The organism is Oryzobacter telluris (assembly GCF_043099285.1).
Lineage (GTDB): Bacteria > Actinomycetota > Actinomycetes > Actinomycetales > Dermatophilaceae > Oryzobacter > Oryzobacter telluris.
In genome coordinates this window covers 1,682,357-1,699,798 of the sequence record NZ_CP170723.1, presented here as the reverse complement: position 1 = coordinate 1,699,798, position 17,442 = coordinate 1,682,357, and the positions used below count along the sequence as shown (strand labels likewise).

15 protein-coding genes are annotated in these 17,442 nt (G+C 72.3%); 7 read left to right on the top strand and 8 right to left on the bottom strand.

Annotation, left to right across the window (positions count from 1 at the left end):
- Nucleotides 1–6: 6 nt before the first annotated feature.
- Nucleotides 7–162, bottom strand: coding sequence for a hypothetical protein (locus ACFLFB_RS07700; protein ID WP_392545124.1), 156 nt, complete (start codon nucleotides 160–162; stop codon nucleotides 7–9).
- A gap of 264 nt (nucleotides 163–426) precedes the next feature.
- Between ACFLFB_RS07700 and ACFLFB_RS07695 the strand changes: the two genes are divergently transcribed.
- From ACFLFB_RS07695 to ACFLFB_RS07685, 3 genes are all read left to right on the top strand, one after another.
- Nucleotides 427–5,046, top strand: a complete 4,620-nt coding sequence (locus ACFLFB_RS07695; protein ID WP_392545123.1) for a beta strand repeat-containing protein — start codon at nucleotides 427–429, stop codon at nucleotides 5,044–5,046.
- A 93-nt stretch (nucleotides 5,047–5,139) separates the two neighbouring features.
- Nucleotides 5,140–7,203, top strand: coding sequence for a HelD family protein (locus tag ACFLFB_RS07690; protein ID WP_392545122.1), 2,064 nt, complete (start codon nucleotides 5,140–5,142; stop codon nucleotides 7,201–7,203).
- 31 nt (nucleotides 7,204–7,234) lie between these two features.
- The gene (locus ACFLFB_RS07685) at nucleotides 7,235–8,764 is read left to right on the top strand and encodes an alpha/beta hydrolase (protein ID WP_392545121.1); all 1,530 of its coding nucleotides are present in this window, start codon (nucleotides 7,235–7,237) and stop codon (nucleotides 8,762–8,764) included.
- 22 nt (nucleotides 8,765–8,786) lie between these two features.
- Here ACFLFB_RS07685 and ACFLFB_RS07680 read toward each other — a convergent pair whose 3' ends face one another.
- A complete protein-coding gene (locus tag ACFLFB_RS07680; protein ID WP_392545120.1) occupies nucleotides 8,787–9,305 on the bottom strand; it encodes a nitroreductase family deazaflavin-dependent oxidoreductase in 519 nt (172 codons plus the stop codon).
- Nucleotides 9,306–9,402: 97 nt separating this feature from the next.
- Between ACFLFB_RS07680 and ACFLFB_RS07675 the strand changes: the two genes are divergently transcribed.
- The 4 genes from ACFLFB_RS07675 to ACFLFB_RS07660 all read left to right on the top strand — a co-directional run bounded on the left by ACFLFB_RS07675 (nucleotide 9,403) and on the right by ACFLFB_RS07660 (nucleotide 11,090).
- Nucleotides 9,403–9,732: an ArsR/SmtB family transcription factor gene (locus ACFLFB_RS07675; RefSeq protein ID WP_392545119.1), complete on the top strand. Its 330-nt coding sequence runs from the start codon at nucleotides 9,403–9,405 to the stop codon at nucleotides 9,730–9,732.
- A 1-nt stretch (nucleotide 9,733) separates the two neighbouring features.
- Complete coding sequence (locus ACFLFB_RS07670; RefSeq protein WP_392545118.1) at nucleotides 9,734–10,228, top strand: SRPBCC domain-containing protein; 495 nt, start codon at nucleotides 9,734–9,736, stop codon at nucleotides 10,226–10,228.
- A 113-nt stretch (nucleotides 10,229–10,341) separates the two neighbouring features.
- Nucleotides 10,342–10,584 (top strand): hypothetical protein, encoded by a 243-nt coding sequence (locus ACFLFB_RS07665; protein ID WP_392545117.1) that lies wholly within the window; start codon nucleotides 10,342–10,344, stop codon nucleotides 10,582–10,584.
- A 122-nt stretch (nucleotides 10,585–10,706) separates the two neighbouring features.
- Nucleotides 10,707–11,090, top strand: a complete 384-nt coding sequence (locus ACFLFB_RS07660; protein WP_392545116.1) for a VOC family protein — start codon at nucleotides 10,707–10,709, stop codon at nucleotides 11,088–11,090.
- A gap of 41 nt (nucleotides 11,091–11,131) precedes the next feature.
- Here the strand turns inward: ACFLFB_RS07660 and ACFLFB_RS07655 are convergent, their stop codons facing one another.
- From ACFLFB_RS07655 to ACFLFB_RS07630, 6 genes are all read right to left on the bottom strand, one after another.
- Entirely contained in the window at nucleotides 11,132–11,440 is a 309-nt protein-coding gene (locus ACFLFB_RS07655) for a hypothetical protein (protein ID WP_392545115.1), read from the bottom strand.
- Between the two features lie 62 nt (nucleotides 11,441–11,502).
- Nucleotides 11,503–12,900: a dihydrolipoyl dehydrogenase gene (gene lpdA, locus ACFLFB_RS07650; RefSeq protein WP_392545114.1), complete on the bottom strand. Its 1,398-nt coding sequence runs from the start codon at nucleotides 12,898–12,900 to the stop codon at nucleotides 11,503–11,505.
- Between the two features lie 68 nt (nucleotides 12,901–12,968).
- Nucleotides 12,969–14,990 carry a penicillin-binding protein 2 gene (gene mrdA, locus ACFLFB_RS07645; RefSeq protein ID WP_392545113.1) on the bottom strand — a complete coding sequence of 674 codons (2,022 nt, stop codon included), beginning with the start codon at nucleotides 14,988–14,990 and terminating at the stop codon, nucleotides 12,969–12,971.
- A gap of 14 nt (nucleotides 14,991–15,004) precedes the next feature.
- A complete protein-coding gene (gene mreD, locus ACFLFB_RS07640; protein WP_392545112.1) occupies nucleotides 15,005–15,484 on the bottom strand; it encodes a rod shape-determining protein MreD in 480 nt (159 codons plus the stop codon).
- A 5-nt stretch (nucleotides 15,485–15,489) separates the two neighbouring features.
- Nucleotides 15,490–16,365 carry a rod shape-determining protein MreC gene (gene mreC, locus ACFLFB_RS07635; protein ID WP_392545111.1) on the bottom strand — a complete coding sequence of 292 codons (876 nt, stop codon included), beginning with the start codon at nucleotides 16,363–16,365 and terminating at the stop codon, nucleotides 15,490–15,492.
- Nucleotide 16,366: 1 nt separating this feature from the next.
- Nucleotides 16,367–17,401 (bottom strand): rod shape-determining protein, encoded by a 1,035-nt coding sequence (locus ACFLFB_RS07630; protein WP_392545110.1) that lies wholly within the window; start codon nucleotides 17,399–17,401, stop codon nucleotides 16,367–16,369.
- Nucleotides 17,402–17,442: the final 41 nt, after the last annotated feature.

Below are 17,442 nucleotides of genomic sequence, written 5' to 3'. Positions count from 1 at the left end.
AGCACCTCAGGCGTCGCCGAGGTCACCCCGGCGGAGGCGGCGCTTCTTGCCGATCTGGCGCAGCACCGCCCACGGCTCACGCGCGGCGCGGCCGTGGCGACGGTTCTTGTGGGGCTTGCAGAGCTGACAGCCCTTGTGCTGGCGATGAGGTGAGTGAGCCATCGTGGCTCCGATCCGCGACCAACACCCGCCACGGAGGGCGGGGTGGGTACGGGGAGCTGCTCACGACACAAGGCTAGCCATCAGGGGGCGTCAACGGCACCGTCGAGCAGCTGTGCGATCTGTGCTCACCGCAGTTCCTCTCCGGCACCCATGGCCCAGAATGACTATGTACGGCAGGAGGACACCCGACTACGGTTCGAGGACTCTCGGGCCGCTGACCAGCGCATTCACTCGGAATGACCGGGACGTCTTCGGAGGTCAGCCATGCGGGGGAAGTTCGTTCTCGGTGTCCTGTCGACGGTGTGCATGGCCGCGTTCACGGTGCTCCAGGCCCTCCCGGCCGCCGCGGCGGATGATCCCGTGGTGCTGCGCCTGGCGTGCGCGGCGAAGAGCAACGGAGTGCTCCGCCACACCCCGACCGCATCGGGGTGCACCAAGCAGGAGACGCTGGTGACCCTCTCCGTCGCCGCACCGAGCGAGCTCTGCGCCACCGGCAGCACGGTGCACCTGGTGTCGAAGACGAACACCTGCAGCAAGCAGCTCAAGGGCGTTCCACTGAGCGTCCCCACGGCCACGGCGGTCTACTTCTGTGCCCAGCCGGGGGCGGTCCTCCGTCGGGTCAGCGCCCTGACGCAGTGCTCGGCCACGGACCTGAAGCTGGTCTCCGTCAACAACCCGCCCACCGGTCTGGCCCTCTCGCCGTCGGTCGTGACGGAGAACGTGCCCACGGGAACCCTGGTCGGCACCGTCTCCGCCACGGACAACGACCCCGGTGACGCCCTGCAGTTCGCCCTCACCGCGGGCGCGGGTTCCCAGGACAACGCGTCCTTCGTGCTGTCGGGCACCCAGCTGCGGACCGCTGCCGCGGTGGACTTCGAGTCGAAGCCGTCGTACTCGGTCCGGCTCCTCGCCACGGACGCGGGCGGCCTGAGCCAGGCCCAGGCCGTCACCATCACCGTGACCGACGTCCAGGAGAACCGGGCGCCCACGGGGATCTCCCTGAGCAACGGACAGGTGGCCGAGAACACCGCGACGACGGTCGGGACCCTCACCACGACCGATGCCGACGCCGGTGACACCTTCACGTACACCCTGACGTCAGGCACGACGCCGAACGACAACGGGCTGTTCAGCATCACGGGGACCACGTTGTCCACCACAGGCTTGGACCACGAGGGCGCGGGACCCGAGTACGTCGTGACCGTCCAGACGGACGACGGCCACGGTGGCACGTTCGTCAGGGACCTCACCGTCACGGCCACGAACGTCAACGAGGCCCCGACCGCCCTGGCCGTGAACCCGTCCACGGTGGCCGAGAACGGTGGAGGTGGGACGGTCGGCACGCTCAGCGCGAGCGACCCCGACGGCGACTCCCTGACCTTCCTCCTCGTCTCCGGAACCGGGGACGCGGACAACGCCGCGTTCACCGTCGCCGGCAGCGACCTGGTCGCTCGCAACGGGTTGGACTTCGAGCACGGCCCGTACGCCGTGCGGGTCCGGGGTACGGACGGCGGCGGCCTGTCGACCACTGCGGCGTTGACGGTCTTCGTCACCGACGGCAACGACAGCCCGACCGGCATCACCCTCGAGCCGGGAACCGTGACGGAGAACCAGCCGGCGGGAGCGTCGGTGGGAACGCTGTCGGCCGCGGACCAGGACGCCGGCGACAGCATCACCTTCGCCGTGACCGGCGGCGCCACGGGCCTGTTCACCGTCGACGGCGACCAGCTGCGGACGAGCCAGCCGCTGGACCACGAGGCGGCCGGAACCAGGACGGTGGTCGTCCGCGCGGACGACGGCCACGGTGGCACGGTGGAGGCCACCCTGACCGTGACGGTGACCGACGTCAACGAAGGTCCCAGCTCGGTGAGCCTGTCCCCCGCGCAGGTGGCCGAGAACCAGCCCGCAGGGACGACGGTCGGCACCCTGTCCTCGCAGGACCCGGACGGCCCGGACACGCCCGGCTATGCCCTGGTCGCGGGAACCGGCGACGCCGGCAACGGCGCGTTCCAGGTCGTGGGCGACACGCTCCGCACGGCAGGGTCCTTCGACTTCGAGCAGACCAACACCTACTCGATCCGGGTCCGCGTGACCGACAGCTCGGGTGCCACCGCCGACCAGGTGTTCACGGTCGTGGTCACCGACGTCAACGAGGCTCCGCAGTCCCTGGCGCTGACCGGGACGACCGTTGCCGAGAACCAGGCCTCGGGCACGACCGTCGGCACCACGTCGTCCGTCGACCCCGACGCCGGCGACTCCGCGACCTACTCCCTGCCCGCCGGTTCGGCGGACAACGCCCGGTTCAGCCTGACCGGGTCGACCCTGAAGACCGCCGCCGTCTTCGACTACGAGACGACGAGCTCGTACACCGTCCTCGTCCGGGTGGTCGACGGCGGCGGACTGGCACGACAGGAGACGTTCACCGTCACCGTGCTCGACGGCAACGACGCCCCGACGGCCGTGGCGGACACCTACTCCGGAGTGGTCGGCAACACCCGGGCCGTCCTGGGAACCACCTCCACCGGGGCCCACACCACGCTGACGGGCGACCTGCCGACCCAGAACGACGTCGACCCGGAGGGCGACACCCTCAGCGCGGTCGCGGAGACCAGGAGCACCACCGGGGGTGGGACGGTGACGATCAACAGTGACGGCAGCTTCGTCTACTCGCCCGGAGTCGGGGACCGGAGCCAGACCGACACCTTCACCTACCGGGTCACCGACGGTGAGTTCACCTCCCCCGCAACGGTCAGCATCACCATCGGCTCCGAAATGGTCTGGTACGTCGACAACGCGGCCACCGGCCCCGGCGACGGCCGGTCCCACACGCCCTACACCAGCACCACGCAGGTCAACGGGTTCGGCGACGCCGACGGTCCGGGCGACATCATCTTCGTGGCCAGCAGCGCCACCGCGTACGCGCCGCTGACCCTCGAGAGCAGCCAACGGCTCTGGGGCCAACCGGAGGGCCTGACGGTGTCCGGGGCCGAGCTCCTGCCGGGGTCAGGTGTGAACCCCCTCATCGCCGCCGTGGACCAGACTGCGCTGCAGCTCGTCAGCGGGAACGACGTCCGTCGCGTGGACGTCCAGGCCACGGGTTTCGGCAGCATCGGTGTGGTGTTCTTCGGCGGGAACCTCAGCTTCGGCGCGAACACCCGCGTCAGCGCGTCGGGGTCCTCCAGCCGCGCCTTCCTGTTCCAGCCCAGCAGCGCCGGCACGGCCCTCATCGGTGCGGCCATCGAGGGAGTCGGCGGAGCGGCCGTCCAGGTGACCTCGAACGGAGCAGCGGCGTCGATGACGTTCGCCGGCCCCGTCGTGGGGACCAACGCCAGCGTCGAGGTGAACAACGTCCACGCCGACACCGTCGTGAACTTCACCGGTGGCGTCGCCATCGACAACACCGACCGCCCGGGGCTCGCGATCCAGACCGGCGGTGTCGTCACGGTCACCGGGGCGGCGAACGTGGTGCGGACGACGACGGGTCGAGCCGTGGCCATCTCCAACAGCCGCATCGGAGCTGCGGGCGTGACCCTCCAGCGCGTGGATGCCGACGGTGCTCCGAGCTCCGCGGTGATGGTGAACAACACGGGAACCCTGGGCTCCTTCGTCGTCACGGGCAACTCGTCAGGACGGTGCGGCGGCCTCACGGGCAGCGACGGGTCGCGGACCACCGCCGCTGACGCCTCGGACTGCTCGGGGGGCACGGTCCAGCACGTGAACGGGTTCGGCTACGAGCTGGTCAACACTCTCCAGCCACGCCTGACGCGTGTCCGCGTGCTCGACACGGCGGCGTCCGGGATCTACGTCACCGGCACGAACGGGTTCACCCTGAGGTCGTCCTGGATCAAGGACAACGGGGCCAACCTGAGCTCCAGCGTCAACCTGGGAGGTTTCCAGGGGGACTTCGGCGGAGCCGCAACCATCGTCGACACCACCGTCGAGGCATCGCGCTACAACGGCATCGCCGTGCGAGGCGTCTCGCCGGTCACCGCTGTCCTGACGGGCAACCAGGTGATCGGGGCAGCCCGCTTCGGCATGGACGTCAACTCGCGGGGCGCGAACACCTACGACGCGGACGTGTCACGCAACTACTACGCCGACAACATCTCCAACGTCGTCGCCGGTGCCGACCACGTGGTGACCAGCGGCAACATGCGCATCACCATCGCCGACAACACCATGGACCCGCCGAACGTCAGCGGCGGCGGCCGACCGATCTCGGTCGGTGGAAACGTGAGCTCGTTCCAGGCAGGCGTGTGGGCCGGGGTGGTCCGCTACACCATCGAGAGGAACCGGATGGTCGGTGGTTCCTCGGGCGGCATCACGGCCTTCAGCAACCAGGGTGCGCCGACCGGTGTCGTGGAGGGGGTCATCCGGGACAACGTCATCGGTCGTGTCGACCTGGCGGGTTCCTGCGGAGACCAACAGGGGATCCAGGTGTACGCGGCCACTGGTGTCAACACCGCCCTGGTCACCAGGAACACGCTGTCCCAGTGCCGGTCGGTGGGCATCGGGATCGATCGCCAGGCCCTGGCCACCACCGCTGACGTCACCGTGACGGACAACTCCGTGACGTCGCCGTCGGGAGCGTTCGCCATCTACGGCCTCCTCCTGCGGTCGGACAACAACGGGGTCACGCCCGGGTGCTTCGACCTCCGGAACAACCGGCTCGAGCACGGCCCCTTCGCCGGTGTGCAGGACATGAGCGTGCGGACGAACGGGGCAACACCTGCTCGACTCCCCGGGTACGTCGGCGTGCCGACGAGCACCACCGCCATCTCGAGCTTCGTCGGTGGCCAGAACTACGCGGCCTCCGTCGAGACGGTCCTGTCGACCGGCGGCAGCTTCATCGGTGGAGGGGCGTGCGCCGCACCGACACCCTGACCGCTGGGACGCCGCGCCGACCATCGCAGGTGGCGCGAGGCGGGACTCTCTCGCTACCATCGTCGGTTCGCCCGTATGGGTACTCCTCGACAGATGAAGGGCGGATCCGCTGTGCCTGCGTCGTCCGCCGACACCTCCACCACTGACGTCCTCGCCCGCGAGCAGGCGCACCTCGACCACGCCCGGGACCAGCTGCGCCGCATGCGCGAGCAGGCCGACCGGCTTGATGCCAGCAAGGCCAGCGACACGTACTCGAGCGAGCTCCTCGGCCTGGTCCTCGCCCGACGCGTCGCCTCCCTCCAGGACGACCCGAGGACCACCCTCTTCTTCGGCCGCATCGACACCCGCACCGCGCACGGCGACGAGACCTTCCACGTCGGCCGCCGCCACGTCAGCGACGACCGGGGCGACCCGGTCGTGGTCGACTGGCGCGCTCCCATCAGCACCGCCTTCTACCGCGCCTCCCCCACCGAGCCGATGGGCGTGGAGCTGCGGCGGCGCTTCGGCGTCGACCGGGGCCGGCTCACCGCCTACGAGGACGAGCGCCTCACCCAGGGCAAGGCAACCGACCACAGCGCGATCCTCGCCGCCGAGATCGAGCGCCCCCGCTCGGGCCCGATGCGCGACATCGTCTCGACGATCCAGCCCGAGCAGGACGAGATCGTCCGCAGCGACCTCACGACGAGCATCTGCGTCCAGGGCGCCCCGGGTACCGGCAAGACCGCCGTCGGCCTGCACCGCGCCGCATGGCTGCTCTACTCGTTCCGCTCGCAGCTCGACCGTTCCGGCGTCCTCGTCGTCGGGCCCAACCGCGCCTTCCTCGACCACATCGGCGCCGTCCTCCCCTCGCTCGGCGAGGTCCGCGTGCAGCACGCCACGATCGACACCCTCCTCGCCCACGGCCGCGTCCGCGCCGAGGACCCCACGGCCACAGCGGTTCTCAAGGGCGATGCCCGGCTCGCCGAGGTCCTGAACCGCGCCGTCTGGTCACGGGTGGGCCGCGCCGAGGATACCCTCGTCGTCCCGAGAGGCGTGCGGAAGTGGCGGGTCCCCGCCTACGACATCCGCGACGACGTCGAGGCGCTCGTCGCCCGCGGGGTCCGCTACTCCGCCGCCCGCGACCTGCTCCCCCAGCGCCTGGCCCACCACGTGCTGCTCCAGATGGAGCGCAGCGGCGACTCCCCCGACGACCGCGTCCAGGACACCGTCGCCCGCTCGGCGCCCGTGACCGCGTACGTCAAGGCGCTCTGGCCCGCCCTCGACCCCGCCGCCGTCCTGTTCCGCCTCTTCTCGGATGCGGACGCGCTCGCCGAGGCCGCCGACGGCATCCTCACCGCCGAGGAGCAGCGGATGCTGCTGTGGGACAGCCCTGCTCGCACCAAGGGTGCCGCGCGATGGACCCGTGCCGACATGGCGCTGCTCGACGAGGTCGCCGACCTGCTCGACCGCACGCCCAGCCTCGGCCACGTCGTCCTCGACGAGGCGCAGGACCTCTCGCCGATGCAGCTGCGCGCCGTCGGCCGGCGCGCGTCCACCGGGTCGCTCACCGTCCTCGGCGACATCGCGCAGGGCACCACGCCGTGGGCCACCGAGTCGTGGGAGGACGCCATGGGCCACCTCGGCCGTCCCGCCCACGAGCTCGTCGTCCTCGACCGCGGGTTCCGCGTGCCCGGGCTCGTCATCGAGTTCGCCGCCAGGCTCCTCCCGGCGATGGCGCCCGGTCTCGGCGCGCCGAAGGCCGTGCGCGACAACCCCGGCCGCCTCACCATCGTCCCCACGGATGATGACGCGCACGCCGCCGCCGTCCTCGAGGCCGTGCGCGGGGCGACCACCGAGCCGGGGTCCGTGGGCATCATCGCCCCCGACGCGGAGGTCGCCGCCCTCAGCGCTGCGCTCGGGGCGGCCGGCATCCCCCACGGGCGGCTCGACGCCGACCACGGAGACGACGAGGACCGGCAGGTCGAGATCGTGCCGGCGAGCATCGCGAAGGGCCTCGAGTTCGACCGGGTCGTGGTGGTCGAGCCAGCCGCCATCATCGACGCCGAGCCCGACGCCCGCACCGGCCTGCGCCGGCTCTACGTCGTCCTCACCCGCGCGGTCACCGAGCTGACCGTCGTGCACACGCGCCCCCTGCCGGACGTGCTGGCCGTCGCCTGAGAGCCGGGGGCTGGTCGGTGACCACGTCCCGGTGGTGCACTGGGCCATGGTCACCGGTCGGCCGCTCGCCCTGATGGCGGTCGCGGCCGCCGTGGCGGTCACGGTCGGCTGCTCCGCGACCCCACCCATGGCCATGGACGGCCTGGTGTGGGGGCCGTGCGACTCGTCCGTGAACCCCACCACCGCGGGCATCGCACCCGACCGACTGCCGCGCCTCACCATCACCTGCAGCTTGGTGGACGTCCCGCTCGACCCGCTCACCACCGCGACGAGCACCCCCACCACGCGAGGCGGGACCATCACCATCCGGCTCGTCCGCGTCCACCACGGCCCGATGGAGAAGGCGAAGGAGCCGCTGCTCCTCATCGCCGGCGGCCCCGGCGGGTCGGGTGTCGACAACGCCCTCTACGCCGCCGGCTACCTCCCGCAGGCGACGCTCGACGCCTTCGACCTCGTCGGGTTCGACCCTCGCGGCGTCGGGCGGTCGGGACCGATCCACTGCCCGAAGCAGGAGCCGCTGTCGCGCCCGATCGCCGACCTCACGACGGATGCCGGGTACTCCTCCGTCGCCGACCCGTACCGCGAGCACGTCGAGAGATGCATCGCGGCGCTGGACGGAAACGCCGGGCACTACGGCACGACCGCCACGGCCCACGACATCGACGCCATCCGTGCCGCGCTCGGGGAGGAGAAGCTCACGGCCGTGGGGTGGTCGTACGGGGCAAAGCTCGGCGGTGAGTACGTGCGCCTGTTCCCCAGCCACGTGCGCGCCATCGTCCTCGACGCCCCCACCGACCCCACGGTGCCGTGGATCATCACCAGCGAGCGCCAGGTCGCCGGCTTCGAGGACACCTTCGACGCGTTCGTCGACTGGTGCGCCACCCACCTCGTCTGCGACGCACTCGGCGACGTTCGTGCCTCCACCGCGCGGCTCGTCGAGCGCGCGGACGCCGACCCCATCCGGAGCGGCCGGCCTCAGGGCGACCTCCCGGCCACCGGCGTCGACGTCCTCGACGGCGTCACCGCAGCGCTCTACGACGACGCCCGCTGGCCGGACCTCGCCGAGGCTCTCGCCGAAGCGGCCTCCGGCGACTCAGGGAGCCTTCGCGAGCAGGCGGCCTCGGTCCGCGGCGAGGTCGACGCCGACACGAACTTCCAGGACGCCCTCATGGTCATCAACTGCACCGACAGCGCTCCCGGACCGACCGAGGAGGAGATCCGCTCTGCTGCAGCCCGGTTCGCCAAGAAGTACCCCCTGTTCGGGCAGTGGGGTGCCCCGCAGATGATGGCCTGCACCCCGTGGACGGCACCTCGCCACACCCTCCACGCACCCGTGGCACCGTCGGCCCCCACGATCCTGGTCGTCGGCACCGTGCACGACCCGGCGACCCCGTACCAGGGCGCCGTCTCGATGGCCGCCTCGCTCGGCCACGCGCGCCTGCTCACCTGGGAGGGCGTGGGTCACGGCGCGTTCGGGCGCGACGACTGCACCGGCGAGCACGTTTCCCGCTACCTCGTCGACCTCACGGTCCCTCCCGAGGGCACCCGCTGCCCACCCTGATGACGGTGTGCCGCACCGCGGCTCAGGAGGCCTGCTCCAGCACGAAGATCCGCACGTGCCGGTCGGTCACGCGGGTGAAGTACTTCGGGTAGCCGACGTAGACCTGCCCTGCGAGAGTGAGGATCTCGCTCCGCTCGGCGTCCGACGCCACGCGCGCCACGACATCACGAGCCACGTCGCGGTGCATCACCACGGCCCGCGGGTCGGCCTCGAGGTTGAGCACCCACGTGGGTGTGCCGGACTGGCCGAAGTTCGTCCCGATGAGCGCGACGTCGCCGGCGAACGGGACACCGATGAGCTGCGCCGAGCGCGGCAGGCCGCTGCGGCGACCCGTCGTCGTCACGACGAGGACGGGCAGGCCGGCGAGCACCTCGGCCGCCGTGGTGCGCCCGCGCGAGAGGCGCGAGACGACCCGGTCCAGCGCGGGCAGGATCCGCGCCAGCGTCCACGCCCCCGGACGGCTCGACGCCACCACCCGCACCGCCCGCTGGAACCCGGTGGACGGAGCGATCGAGTACCCGAGGTCGGAGGCGAGGCCCATCGGGCGACGGTAGCAACGACCACCCCACACCCCTCCCCCGAAGAGAACCTCGTCGCCCCCTTGACAACGTACAACCGATTGGTTGTATGTTGGTGCCGTGAACGAGACCAGCGAGGACCGGGCCGACGCCCTGTTCCACGCGCTCTCCGACCGGACCCGGCGCGACATCCTGCGCCGCGTCCTGGCCGGCGAGCACTCGGTCACCGCCCTGGCGGCGGGGTACGACATGAGCTTCGCCGCCGTCCAGAAGCACGTCGCCGTCCTCGAGAGGGCCGGCCTGCTGACGAAGCGACGCAACGGTCGTGAGCAGCTGGCCAGCGGGGACGTGCAGGCGGTCCGGTCCGTCGCCTCGATGCTCGACGAGATCGAGAGCGTCTGGCGGGGGCGGGTCGCCCGTATCGACGCACTACTCACCGAGGAGAACTGACATGCCCGTCACCGACATCACCAAGGACGTCGAGTCCCGCACCCTGACGATCACGGCGGAGTTCGCCGCCCCGGTCGAGCGCGTGTGGAGCCTCTACGAGGACCCGCGCCAGCTCGAGCAGGTGTGGGGCCCGCCGGAGTACCCGGCCACCTTCGTCGACCACGACCTCAAGCCCGGCACCCGCACCACGTACTACATGACCTCCCCCGAGGGCGAGAAGTTCGCGGGCTACTGGGACATCACGGCGGTCGAGCCGACGTCGCGCTTCACCTTCAGGGACGGCTTCGCCACCGAGGACCTCACCCCCAACCCCGACCTGCCGGTCTCCGAGAACGTCTACGCGTTCTCCTCCACCGACGGCGGCACGACCGCGGTGTTCACCAGCACCTTCGAGTCCGCCGAGGCGCTGCAGACCGTGCTCGACATGGGGATGGAGGAGGGCGCGCGCTCGGCCATCAACCAGATCGACGGCTTCCTCGCGCAGAATCCGGCCTGACGACCACCCCACCCACGAGGGCCCGGCGGCACCTGCCGCCGGGCCCTCGTGCGTCTCGACACGCGTGCCTCCCAGCGGTTTGATGGACGGGTCCGCGAGTCGGGAGGTGCGTGGTGGCGAAGAAGAAGCGCCGGAAGAAGGGCAAGGGCAGCTGGTACCGCAGCCCCGGGGTCTACCTCGAGGAGGTGTCCAGCGGCGCCCGGCCCCTGGAGGGTGTGGGCACGTCGACCGCCGGTTTCGTCGGCTTCGCGCGTCGGCACCCGCTGCTCACCGGAGCGGCCGTCATCACGCTGGCGCTCGGGGCCGCGGTGGTCGCGGTGAACAACACCAAACGGCTCGCCAGCGCGTTCGGCTGAGAAGGCCGTGAGGCCGCCACCGCGGTAGTCATTTCGGTCCATTGACCTGCGGCGCAGCGCGTCCCTAGGGTCCGAACTGGGCCAACCGGACGACGGTCGCCCGGTCCGCCCGTGGAGATCCCATGCTCGGCGACCACGACCCGATCCCCGCCCTCGCGGTGAAGGACGTCCAGAGGGCCCGCGACTTCTACGAGGGGGTCCTCGGCTTCTCCTCGGTGGGTGAGCCGCCCGAGGGCGTCATGTACAGCGCCGGGAAGACCTCGTTCTTCGTCTACCCCTCGGCCTTCGCCGGCACGAACAAGGCGACGGCGATGTCGTTCCAGATCCCGCCCGACCAGTTCGACGCCGAGGTCGCCGCCCTGCGCGAGCACGGCATCACCTTCAGCACGTTCGAGGCCGAGGGCCTGGAGTGGGACGACGGCGTCGCCACGATGGGCGGGTCGTTCAAGTCGGCCTGGTTCGAGGACCCGGACGGCAACATCCTCAACGTCGAGTCCGGGATGTAGCCGCCGCTGCCCTCGGTCCTCCTGATGACGCCCGCCCGCCCTCACGTGGCGGGCGGGAGCACCTCGACGCGCCGGTCCGTGGCGGCGTCGACGACGGCGCGCGTGCCGAGCGGCCGGTCGAGCGTGACCGCGACGGAGTCGGCACAGTCGGGATCTCCCCAGGAGCGGTTGGCGTGCACCAGGATCCGCACCTCCGCCTCGGACTCCTCCACGGTCGCGGTCGGGTGGGCGTTGCAGTCGTCGACGCCCACCACGAGGCGCGGCGAGTCGGCGGTGCCGTGCACCGTCTCGATGCGGGGCGTGTCGGACCCGCAGGCGGCGGTCGTCATCATCAGGAGGGCGGCCACCATCGAGCGCACGGCGAGGCGCCCGCGTCCGGGGTGACGGCGGTCAGACCGGTCGGAGAGAACGGTCAGAGGTTGATCATGTGGCCGGCGATGCCCTCGACGGCCTCCTTGACCGCCTCGGACAGGGTCGGGTGCGCGAACACGTTGCGCGACACCTCGTCCGCGGTGAGGTCCCACTTCTGCGCGAGGGTCAGCACGGGCAGCAGCTCGGTGACCTCGGGGCCGATCATGTGCGCGCCGAGGATCTCGTTGTGGGTGGCGTCGGCGACGACCTTGACGAAGCCGACGGCGTCGCCCAGCCCCATGGCCTTGCCGTTGGCGCTGAACGGGAACGACGCGGTCTTGACGTCGTAGCCCTTCTCCTTCGCCTGCGCCTCGGAGTAGCCGAACGAGGCGATCTGCGGGTGGCAGTACGTGGCCCGCGGGATCATGTCGTAGTCGACGGGCAGCGTCTCGGCGCCGGCGAGGGTCTCGGCGGCGACCACACCCTGCGCCTCGGCGACGTGGGCCAGCATCAGCTTGGCCGTGCAGTCGCCGATGGCGTAGACGTTGGGGACGTTGGTGCGGCAGTACTCGTCGATGGCGACGGCTCCGCGGTCGGTGATCTCGACGCCGATCTCGGCCAGGCCGTAGCCCTGCGTGCGCGGCGCGAACCCGATCGCCGAGAGGAGCTTGTCGGCCTCGAGGACCTGCTGGTCGCCCCCGGCTGCCGGAGAGACGGTGACCTTCACGCCCGACCCGGTGTCCTCGACGCTCTCGACCTTGGTGCCGAGCATGACCTTCACGCCGAGCTTCTTGTAGTGCTTGAGCAGCTCCTTGGAGATGTCGGCGTCCTCGGTGGGGACCATCCGGTCGAGGAACTCGACGATGGTGACGTCGACCCCGAAGTTCTTCATGATGTACGCGAACTCGACGCCGATGGCGCCCGACCCGGCGATGATCAGCGACCCGGGGAGCTCCTCGTCGAGGATCTGCTCCTCGTAGGTCACGACGTTCTTCGACACCTCGACGCCGGGAAGCATCCGGGTGACGGCACCGGTGGCGACGATGAGGTGGTCGAAGGTCAGCTGGCGGGTCGAGCCGTCGTTGAGCGCGACGTCCATCGAGGTGGCGCTGGTGAGCGTGCCCCAGCCGTCGACCTCCTCGATCTTGTTCTTCTTCATGAGGAAGTGCACCCCCTTGACGATGCCGCCGGACACCTGGCGCGAGCGCTTGTGGGTGACGCCGTAGCTCACCGTGGCGTCGCCCTCGATGCCGTACTTCGCCTTCTCGTGCTGGAGCAGGTGCGCGACCTCGGCGTTCTTGATGAGCGCCTTGCTCGGGATGCAGCCGACGTTGAGGCAGACCCCGCCCCAGTACTTCTTCTCGACGACCGCCACCTTCTTCCCCAGCTGCGACGCGCGGATCGCCGCGACGTAACCACCAGGACCAGCACCGAGCACCACGACGTCGAAGTCAGCCATGGCGCCAGCCTATCGGCCGGTCGGCGACCCCTCGCGCCCGAGGTCGGCGCCGAGACGACCCGTGGGGCTCAGCGGATGGAGCGCAGGGTCTCATGGACGCTCTTGGCCACCGGGCCAGCCGTCCGCGCCCCCGGCCCACCCTGCGACACCACCACCGAGACGACCCAGCGCGGCGTGTTCGCCGGGGCGTAGGAGACGAACCACGAGGTGTCGCGCTTCCCCACGACCTCGCCGGTCCCGGTCTTCCCCGCCACGGGCCAGTCGGTCATCGTGCGGAACAGCCAGCGGGTGCTGCCGTCGGTGACGGCCGAGCGCAGGGCGCCGCGCAGGTAGGAATCCAGCTCGGCCGACACGGGAGCCTTGCGCGTCGGGCCGGCGGCGATGTCGGAACGCGCCCCCGTGACCGGGTCGGCCGAGGCGGCCCCCACCCGCGGCGTCAGGACGGTGCCCCCGTTGGCGATCGCCGCGTACATCACGGCGACCTGGAGCGGGGTGGTGGCGACGTCGCCCTGGCCGATCGAGAAGTTCGCGACGTCGCCGGGGCGCACGAGGTAGCCGTCGGCGCAGTTCTCCACCGCGACCGCCTGGAGGTAGGCCGCGTGCTTCGTGTCGGCGACCTCGGGGTAGCCCGTGCGCGCCCGTCCGCACAGCTCGTCCTTCGTCGCCTCCCAGTACGCCTTCTTCGTGGTGCGGTCGGGGACGCGGCCCGCGGCCTCCCCCGGCAGGTCGATCCCGGTGCGCGTTCCGAGCCCGAACCCCTTGGCGACCGAGGCGAACGGGTCAGGGGCGTCGGTGGCCGCGGTGATCCCGCCCTGGGCGCGCCACGCGTCGTACGCGGTCTTGTAGAACACCGTGTCGCACGAGATCTGGATGGCCGTGGCGAAGCTGATGAGGCCGCGGCCCTTGGTCTCGTGGTTGTTGAAGACGCGGTTGCCGATGCGGTAGCTCGAGGGGCAGTCGTAGCGTCCGTGCAGCGGGTTGCCCGCCGCCACCGAGGCCGTGACCGAGGCGGGCTTGAGCGTGCTCGCCGGCGCCGTGGCATAGCCGATCGCCCTGGACAGCAACGGGGTCCCGGCCGCCGGCGAGGTGAGGGTGGCGTAGTCGGCCTCGCTGATGCCGCCGGTCCAGAGGTTGGGGTCGTAGGTGGGCGCGCTCGCCAGGGCCGCCACGGCTCCGGTGCGCGGGTCGAGGACGACGACGGCCCCCGAGTCGGCCGCCCACCCGCGCTTGCGGGCCGCAGCGATCTGCGCCGCCAGGGCCTGCTCGGCGGTGGCCTGCACCCGCGCGTCGATGGAGGTGACCAGGTCGCGCCCGTTGACCGGCGCGGTCCGCGACACGACCCCGGTCACGAGCCCCCGGGGGTCGACCGAGACGACGGTGCGGCCGGGCGTCCCGCGCAGGACGTCGTCGTACTGCTCCTCGAGGCCGGCCCGCCCCACGAGGTCGTCGGCGGTCAGCCCGGTCGCGGGGCCCACCTCGTCGGCGCGGACCTGGCCGAGGTAGCCGATGAGCTGCGCGGCGCTCGTCCCCAGCGGCCGGGGGTACACGCGCACGGGACGCGACTCCACGGCGATGCCCGGGAACCGGTCGGGCCGCTCGACGAGGGTGAGGGCGCGGGTGGCGTCGACGTCCTCGGCCAGCGGGACGGGCACCTGCGGCGACCCGGCCCAGCACGCCGGAGCGGCCGGCGCGCCCTCCTCGCCGCACAGCCAGGTGCGGGCCAGCAGGTGCTCGGGCGGCAGCCCGAGGACGCGCGCCACCTCACGCACGACCGACTCGGCCCGGTCGCGGCTGCCCACGATGACGCGGCGCTCGATGGTCACGACCGTGCTCGCGCGGTTGTCGGCGAGCGGCAGGCCCTGGGCGTCGAGGATGCGGCCGCGCATCGCCGGCTCGGTGAGGGTCCGGGTGTCGAGGGAGGAGGCCGCGGCGTAGTCCGCGTGGCCGACGAGCTGCACCTGTCCGAGCCGCGCCACGAGCGTGCCGAAGCACAGGACGACGAGCAGCACGACGGCGAGGAAGCGGCCGTGGAACGCCACACCCCGGCGGTCGCGGGGTCCGGTGCCCAGGCGCGGGCGGCGGCGCATCATCACCACGACGCGGTTCAGCCGTACCGGCGCCGGACGAGGCCGCGCTCGGCGCCCACGACGAGGCGCACGACGACCGCCGCGACGGTGGCGGTGAGCAAGCAGCGCAGGGCGAGGTCGGCGAGGTCGACCGGCGCGGAGACGGCGAGCGCCCCGACGACCGCGACCGACTCGACGAGGACGGCCGCCCCCAGCGCCACGAGGGCGACACGCGGCGCCGCCACCGGACCCTCCACGCGCGTGCGGCCCGCGACGAACCCCGCCGCCGCGTAGACCAGCGCCGTGACGCCGAGGTGCGTGGGACCGGGCGGGACGAGGTCGACGAGCCAGCCGGTGGCCAGGCCCGCCGCCGCCCCGACGAGCGGCCCGCGCAGGAGCGCCCACGCGACGACGAGGACGAGCGCGAGGTCGGGGACGGGCGAGAGGCCGCGCGCCCCCATCGTGACGGCGACCAGCACGGCGGCGAGCACGAGCAGCCCCCGCGCGACTGCCGCCACGGGGGTCACGAGCCGGTACCGGTGACGACGGGTCGCGGGACGTCGCGCGAGGGGCCGAGGACGACGGCGACGACGTCGAGGCTGGTGGGGTCGACGGCGGGGGCGAGGGTGCCCGTGGGGGCGAGCCGGCCCGGTCGGTCGTCGACCTCGCGGACCGTGCCGACCCGCACGCCGGCGACGTACGGGCGCCCGCCGACGCTGCCGAGGGTCGTGACGGTGTCGCCGGGGGCCATCACGCCGCGCTCGACGAGGCCGAGCGAGAGGAGGCCGGCCATCGGGCTCGCAGCGCCGCGGACGGCCGACCCGGATGCCTCGCCGAGGACACCCCGCTCCCCCACGCGCACGCCGACCACGAGGTCGGGGCTGCCGACGACGAGGACGTCGGAGGTCCACGGAGCCACCGAGACGACCCGCCCGACGAGCCCCTCGGCGGCGACGACCGTGGTGTCGACCTCGACCCCGTCGTTCGAGCCGACGTCGATGGTGACCCGCTCGGGGCCCGCCGGCCCGGACGGCCCCACGGCGACGACGCGCGCGGCCACGAGTCGCTGACCGGTGAGGGCCGGGTCGGCGAGGAGCGCGGCGAGCTCGGACCGGCCCGCAGCCTCGCGCTCGGCGCTCGCGGCACGGGCCTCGGCGGCGGTGCGGGCAGCGCGCTCGGAGGTGAGGGCGTCGCCATCGGGGCCGAGCCAGCGCTCGAGCGGGCCGAGGACGGTGGCGGCGGCGGACCGCACGGGGGCCAGGTCGGTGACCCCGCCCGCACCCAGCAGCGTCGCGAGCGCGGTGAGGACGACGGCCACCACGAGGAGGCGCGTGCGTCGGGTTCGCCGCCGGGTGGTGCTGCCGACGGGGCGGAGGGCGGGGGCGCGGCGGACGTGCATGTCAGGGGCGGCGGTTGTCGACGAGCACGCGCTCGAGGGCACCGAACTCCTCGACGCAGCGGCCGGCGCCGCGGGCCACGGCGTGGAGCGGTTCGGAGGCCGCGTGGACGGGCACGCCGAGCTCGTGCGAGAGGCGCTCGTCGAGGCCGCGCAGCAGCGCCCCACCACCGGTGAGCGCGATGCCGCGGTCGACGACGTCACCGGCGAGCTCGGGCGGGCAGACGTCGAGGACGGTGCGCACGAGCTCGACGATCTGGGCGACCGGGGTCTCGATGGCGCGGCGCACCTCGGCCGAGCCGATCGTCACCGTCTTCGGCAGGCCGGTGACGAGGTCGCGGCCGCGCACCCGGCCGGTGAGCTCCTGCGCCAGCGGGAACGCCGAGCCGACGTCGACCTTGAGGTCCTCGGCGCTGCGCTCCCCGAGCAGCAGCGAGTACTCGCTCTTCACGTGGCTGACGATCGCCAGGTCGATCTCGTCGCCGCCGGTGCGCACGGTGCGCGCGGTGACGACCCCGCCGAGGCTGATCACGGCGACGTCGGTGGTCCCGCCGCCGACGTCGACGACCATCGACGCCCGGGTCTCCTCGACCGGCAGCCCGGCCCCGATCGCCGCGGCCATCGTCTCCTCGATGACGTAGACGCGCCGCGCGCCGGAGCGCAGCGTGGCGTCCTCGAGGGCACGGCGCTCGACGCCCGTGATGTCGCCGGGAACGCAGACGACGACGCGCGGCCTCATCAGGCGGGACGGGGCGACCTGGTCGACGAACCAGCGGATCATCCGCTCGGTGACGTCGGCGTCGGTGATGACGCCGTCGCGCAGCGGGCGGACCGCACTGACCGTCTCCGGGGTGCGGCCGAGCATCTCCTTGGCCTTGCTCCCGGCCGCCAGGAGCTGGTGGGTCCCGGTGCGCACGGCGACGACCGAGGGCTCGTCGAGCACGACCCCGCGGCCTCGGGCGTAGATGACGGTGTTGGCGGTGCCGAGGTCGATGGCGAGGTCCCTGCCTCGGAGCCATCCGACGTCCCACCCGGTCATGCCCAGCAGGCTAGGTCGGGGGGCGCGTCATCCCTCGGTGC

Excerpts from the sequence above, each read along its gene's own strand:
- ACFLFB_RS07700 (WP_392545124.1), bottom strand. The coding sequence starts at position 162 with ATGGCTCACTCACCTCATCGCCAGCACAAGGGCTGTCAGCTCTGCAAG.
- ACFLFB_RS07695 (WP_392545123.1), top strand. The coding sequence starts at position 427 with ATGCGGGGGAAGTTCGTTCTCGGTGTCCTGTCGACGGTGTGCATGGCC.
- ACFLFB_RS07690 (WP_392545122.1), top strand. The coding sequence starts at position 5,140 with ATGAAGGGCGGATCCGCTGTGCCTGCGTCGTCCGCCGACACCTCCACC.
- ACFLFB_RS07680 (WP_392545120.1), bottom strand. The coding sequence starts at position 9,305 with ATGGGCCTCGCCTCCGACCTCGGGTACTCGATCGCTCCGTCCACCGGG.
- ACFLFB_RS07670 (WP_392545118.1), top strand. The coding sequence starts at position 9,734 with ATGCCCGTCACCGACATCACCAAGGACGTCGAGTCCCGCACCCTGACG.
- ACFLFB_RS07660 (WP_392545116.1), top strand. The coding sequence starts at position 10,707 with ATGCTCGGCGACCACGACCCGATCCCCGCCCTCGCGGTGAAGGACGTC.
- ACFLFB_RS07655 (WP_392545115.1), bottom strand. The coding sequence starts at position 11,440 with ATGGTGGCCGCCCTCCTGATGATGACGACCGCCGCCTGCGGGTCCGAC.
- lpdA (WP_392545114.1), bottom strand. The coding sequence starts at position 12,900 with ATGGCTGACTTCGACGTCGTGGTGCTCGGTGCTGGTCCTGGTGGTTAC.
- mrdA (WP_392545113.1), bottom strand. The coding sequence starts at position 14,990 with ATGATGCGCCGCCGCCCGCGCCTGGGCACCGGACCCCGCGACCGCCGG.
- mreC (WP_392545111.1), bottom strand. The coding sequence starts at position 16,365 with ATGCACGTCCGCCGCGCCCCCGCCCTCCGCCCCGTCGGCAGCACCACC.
- ACFLFB_RS07630 (WP_392545110.1), bottom strand. The coding sequence starts at position 17,401 with ATGACCGGGTGGGACGTCGGATGGCTCCGAGGCAGGGACCTCGCCATC.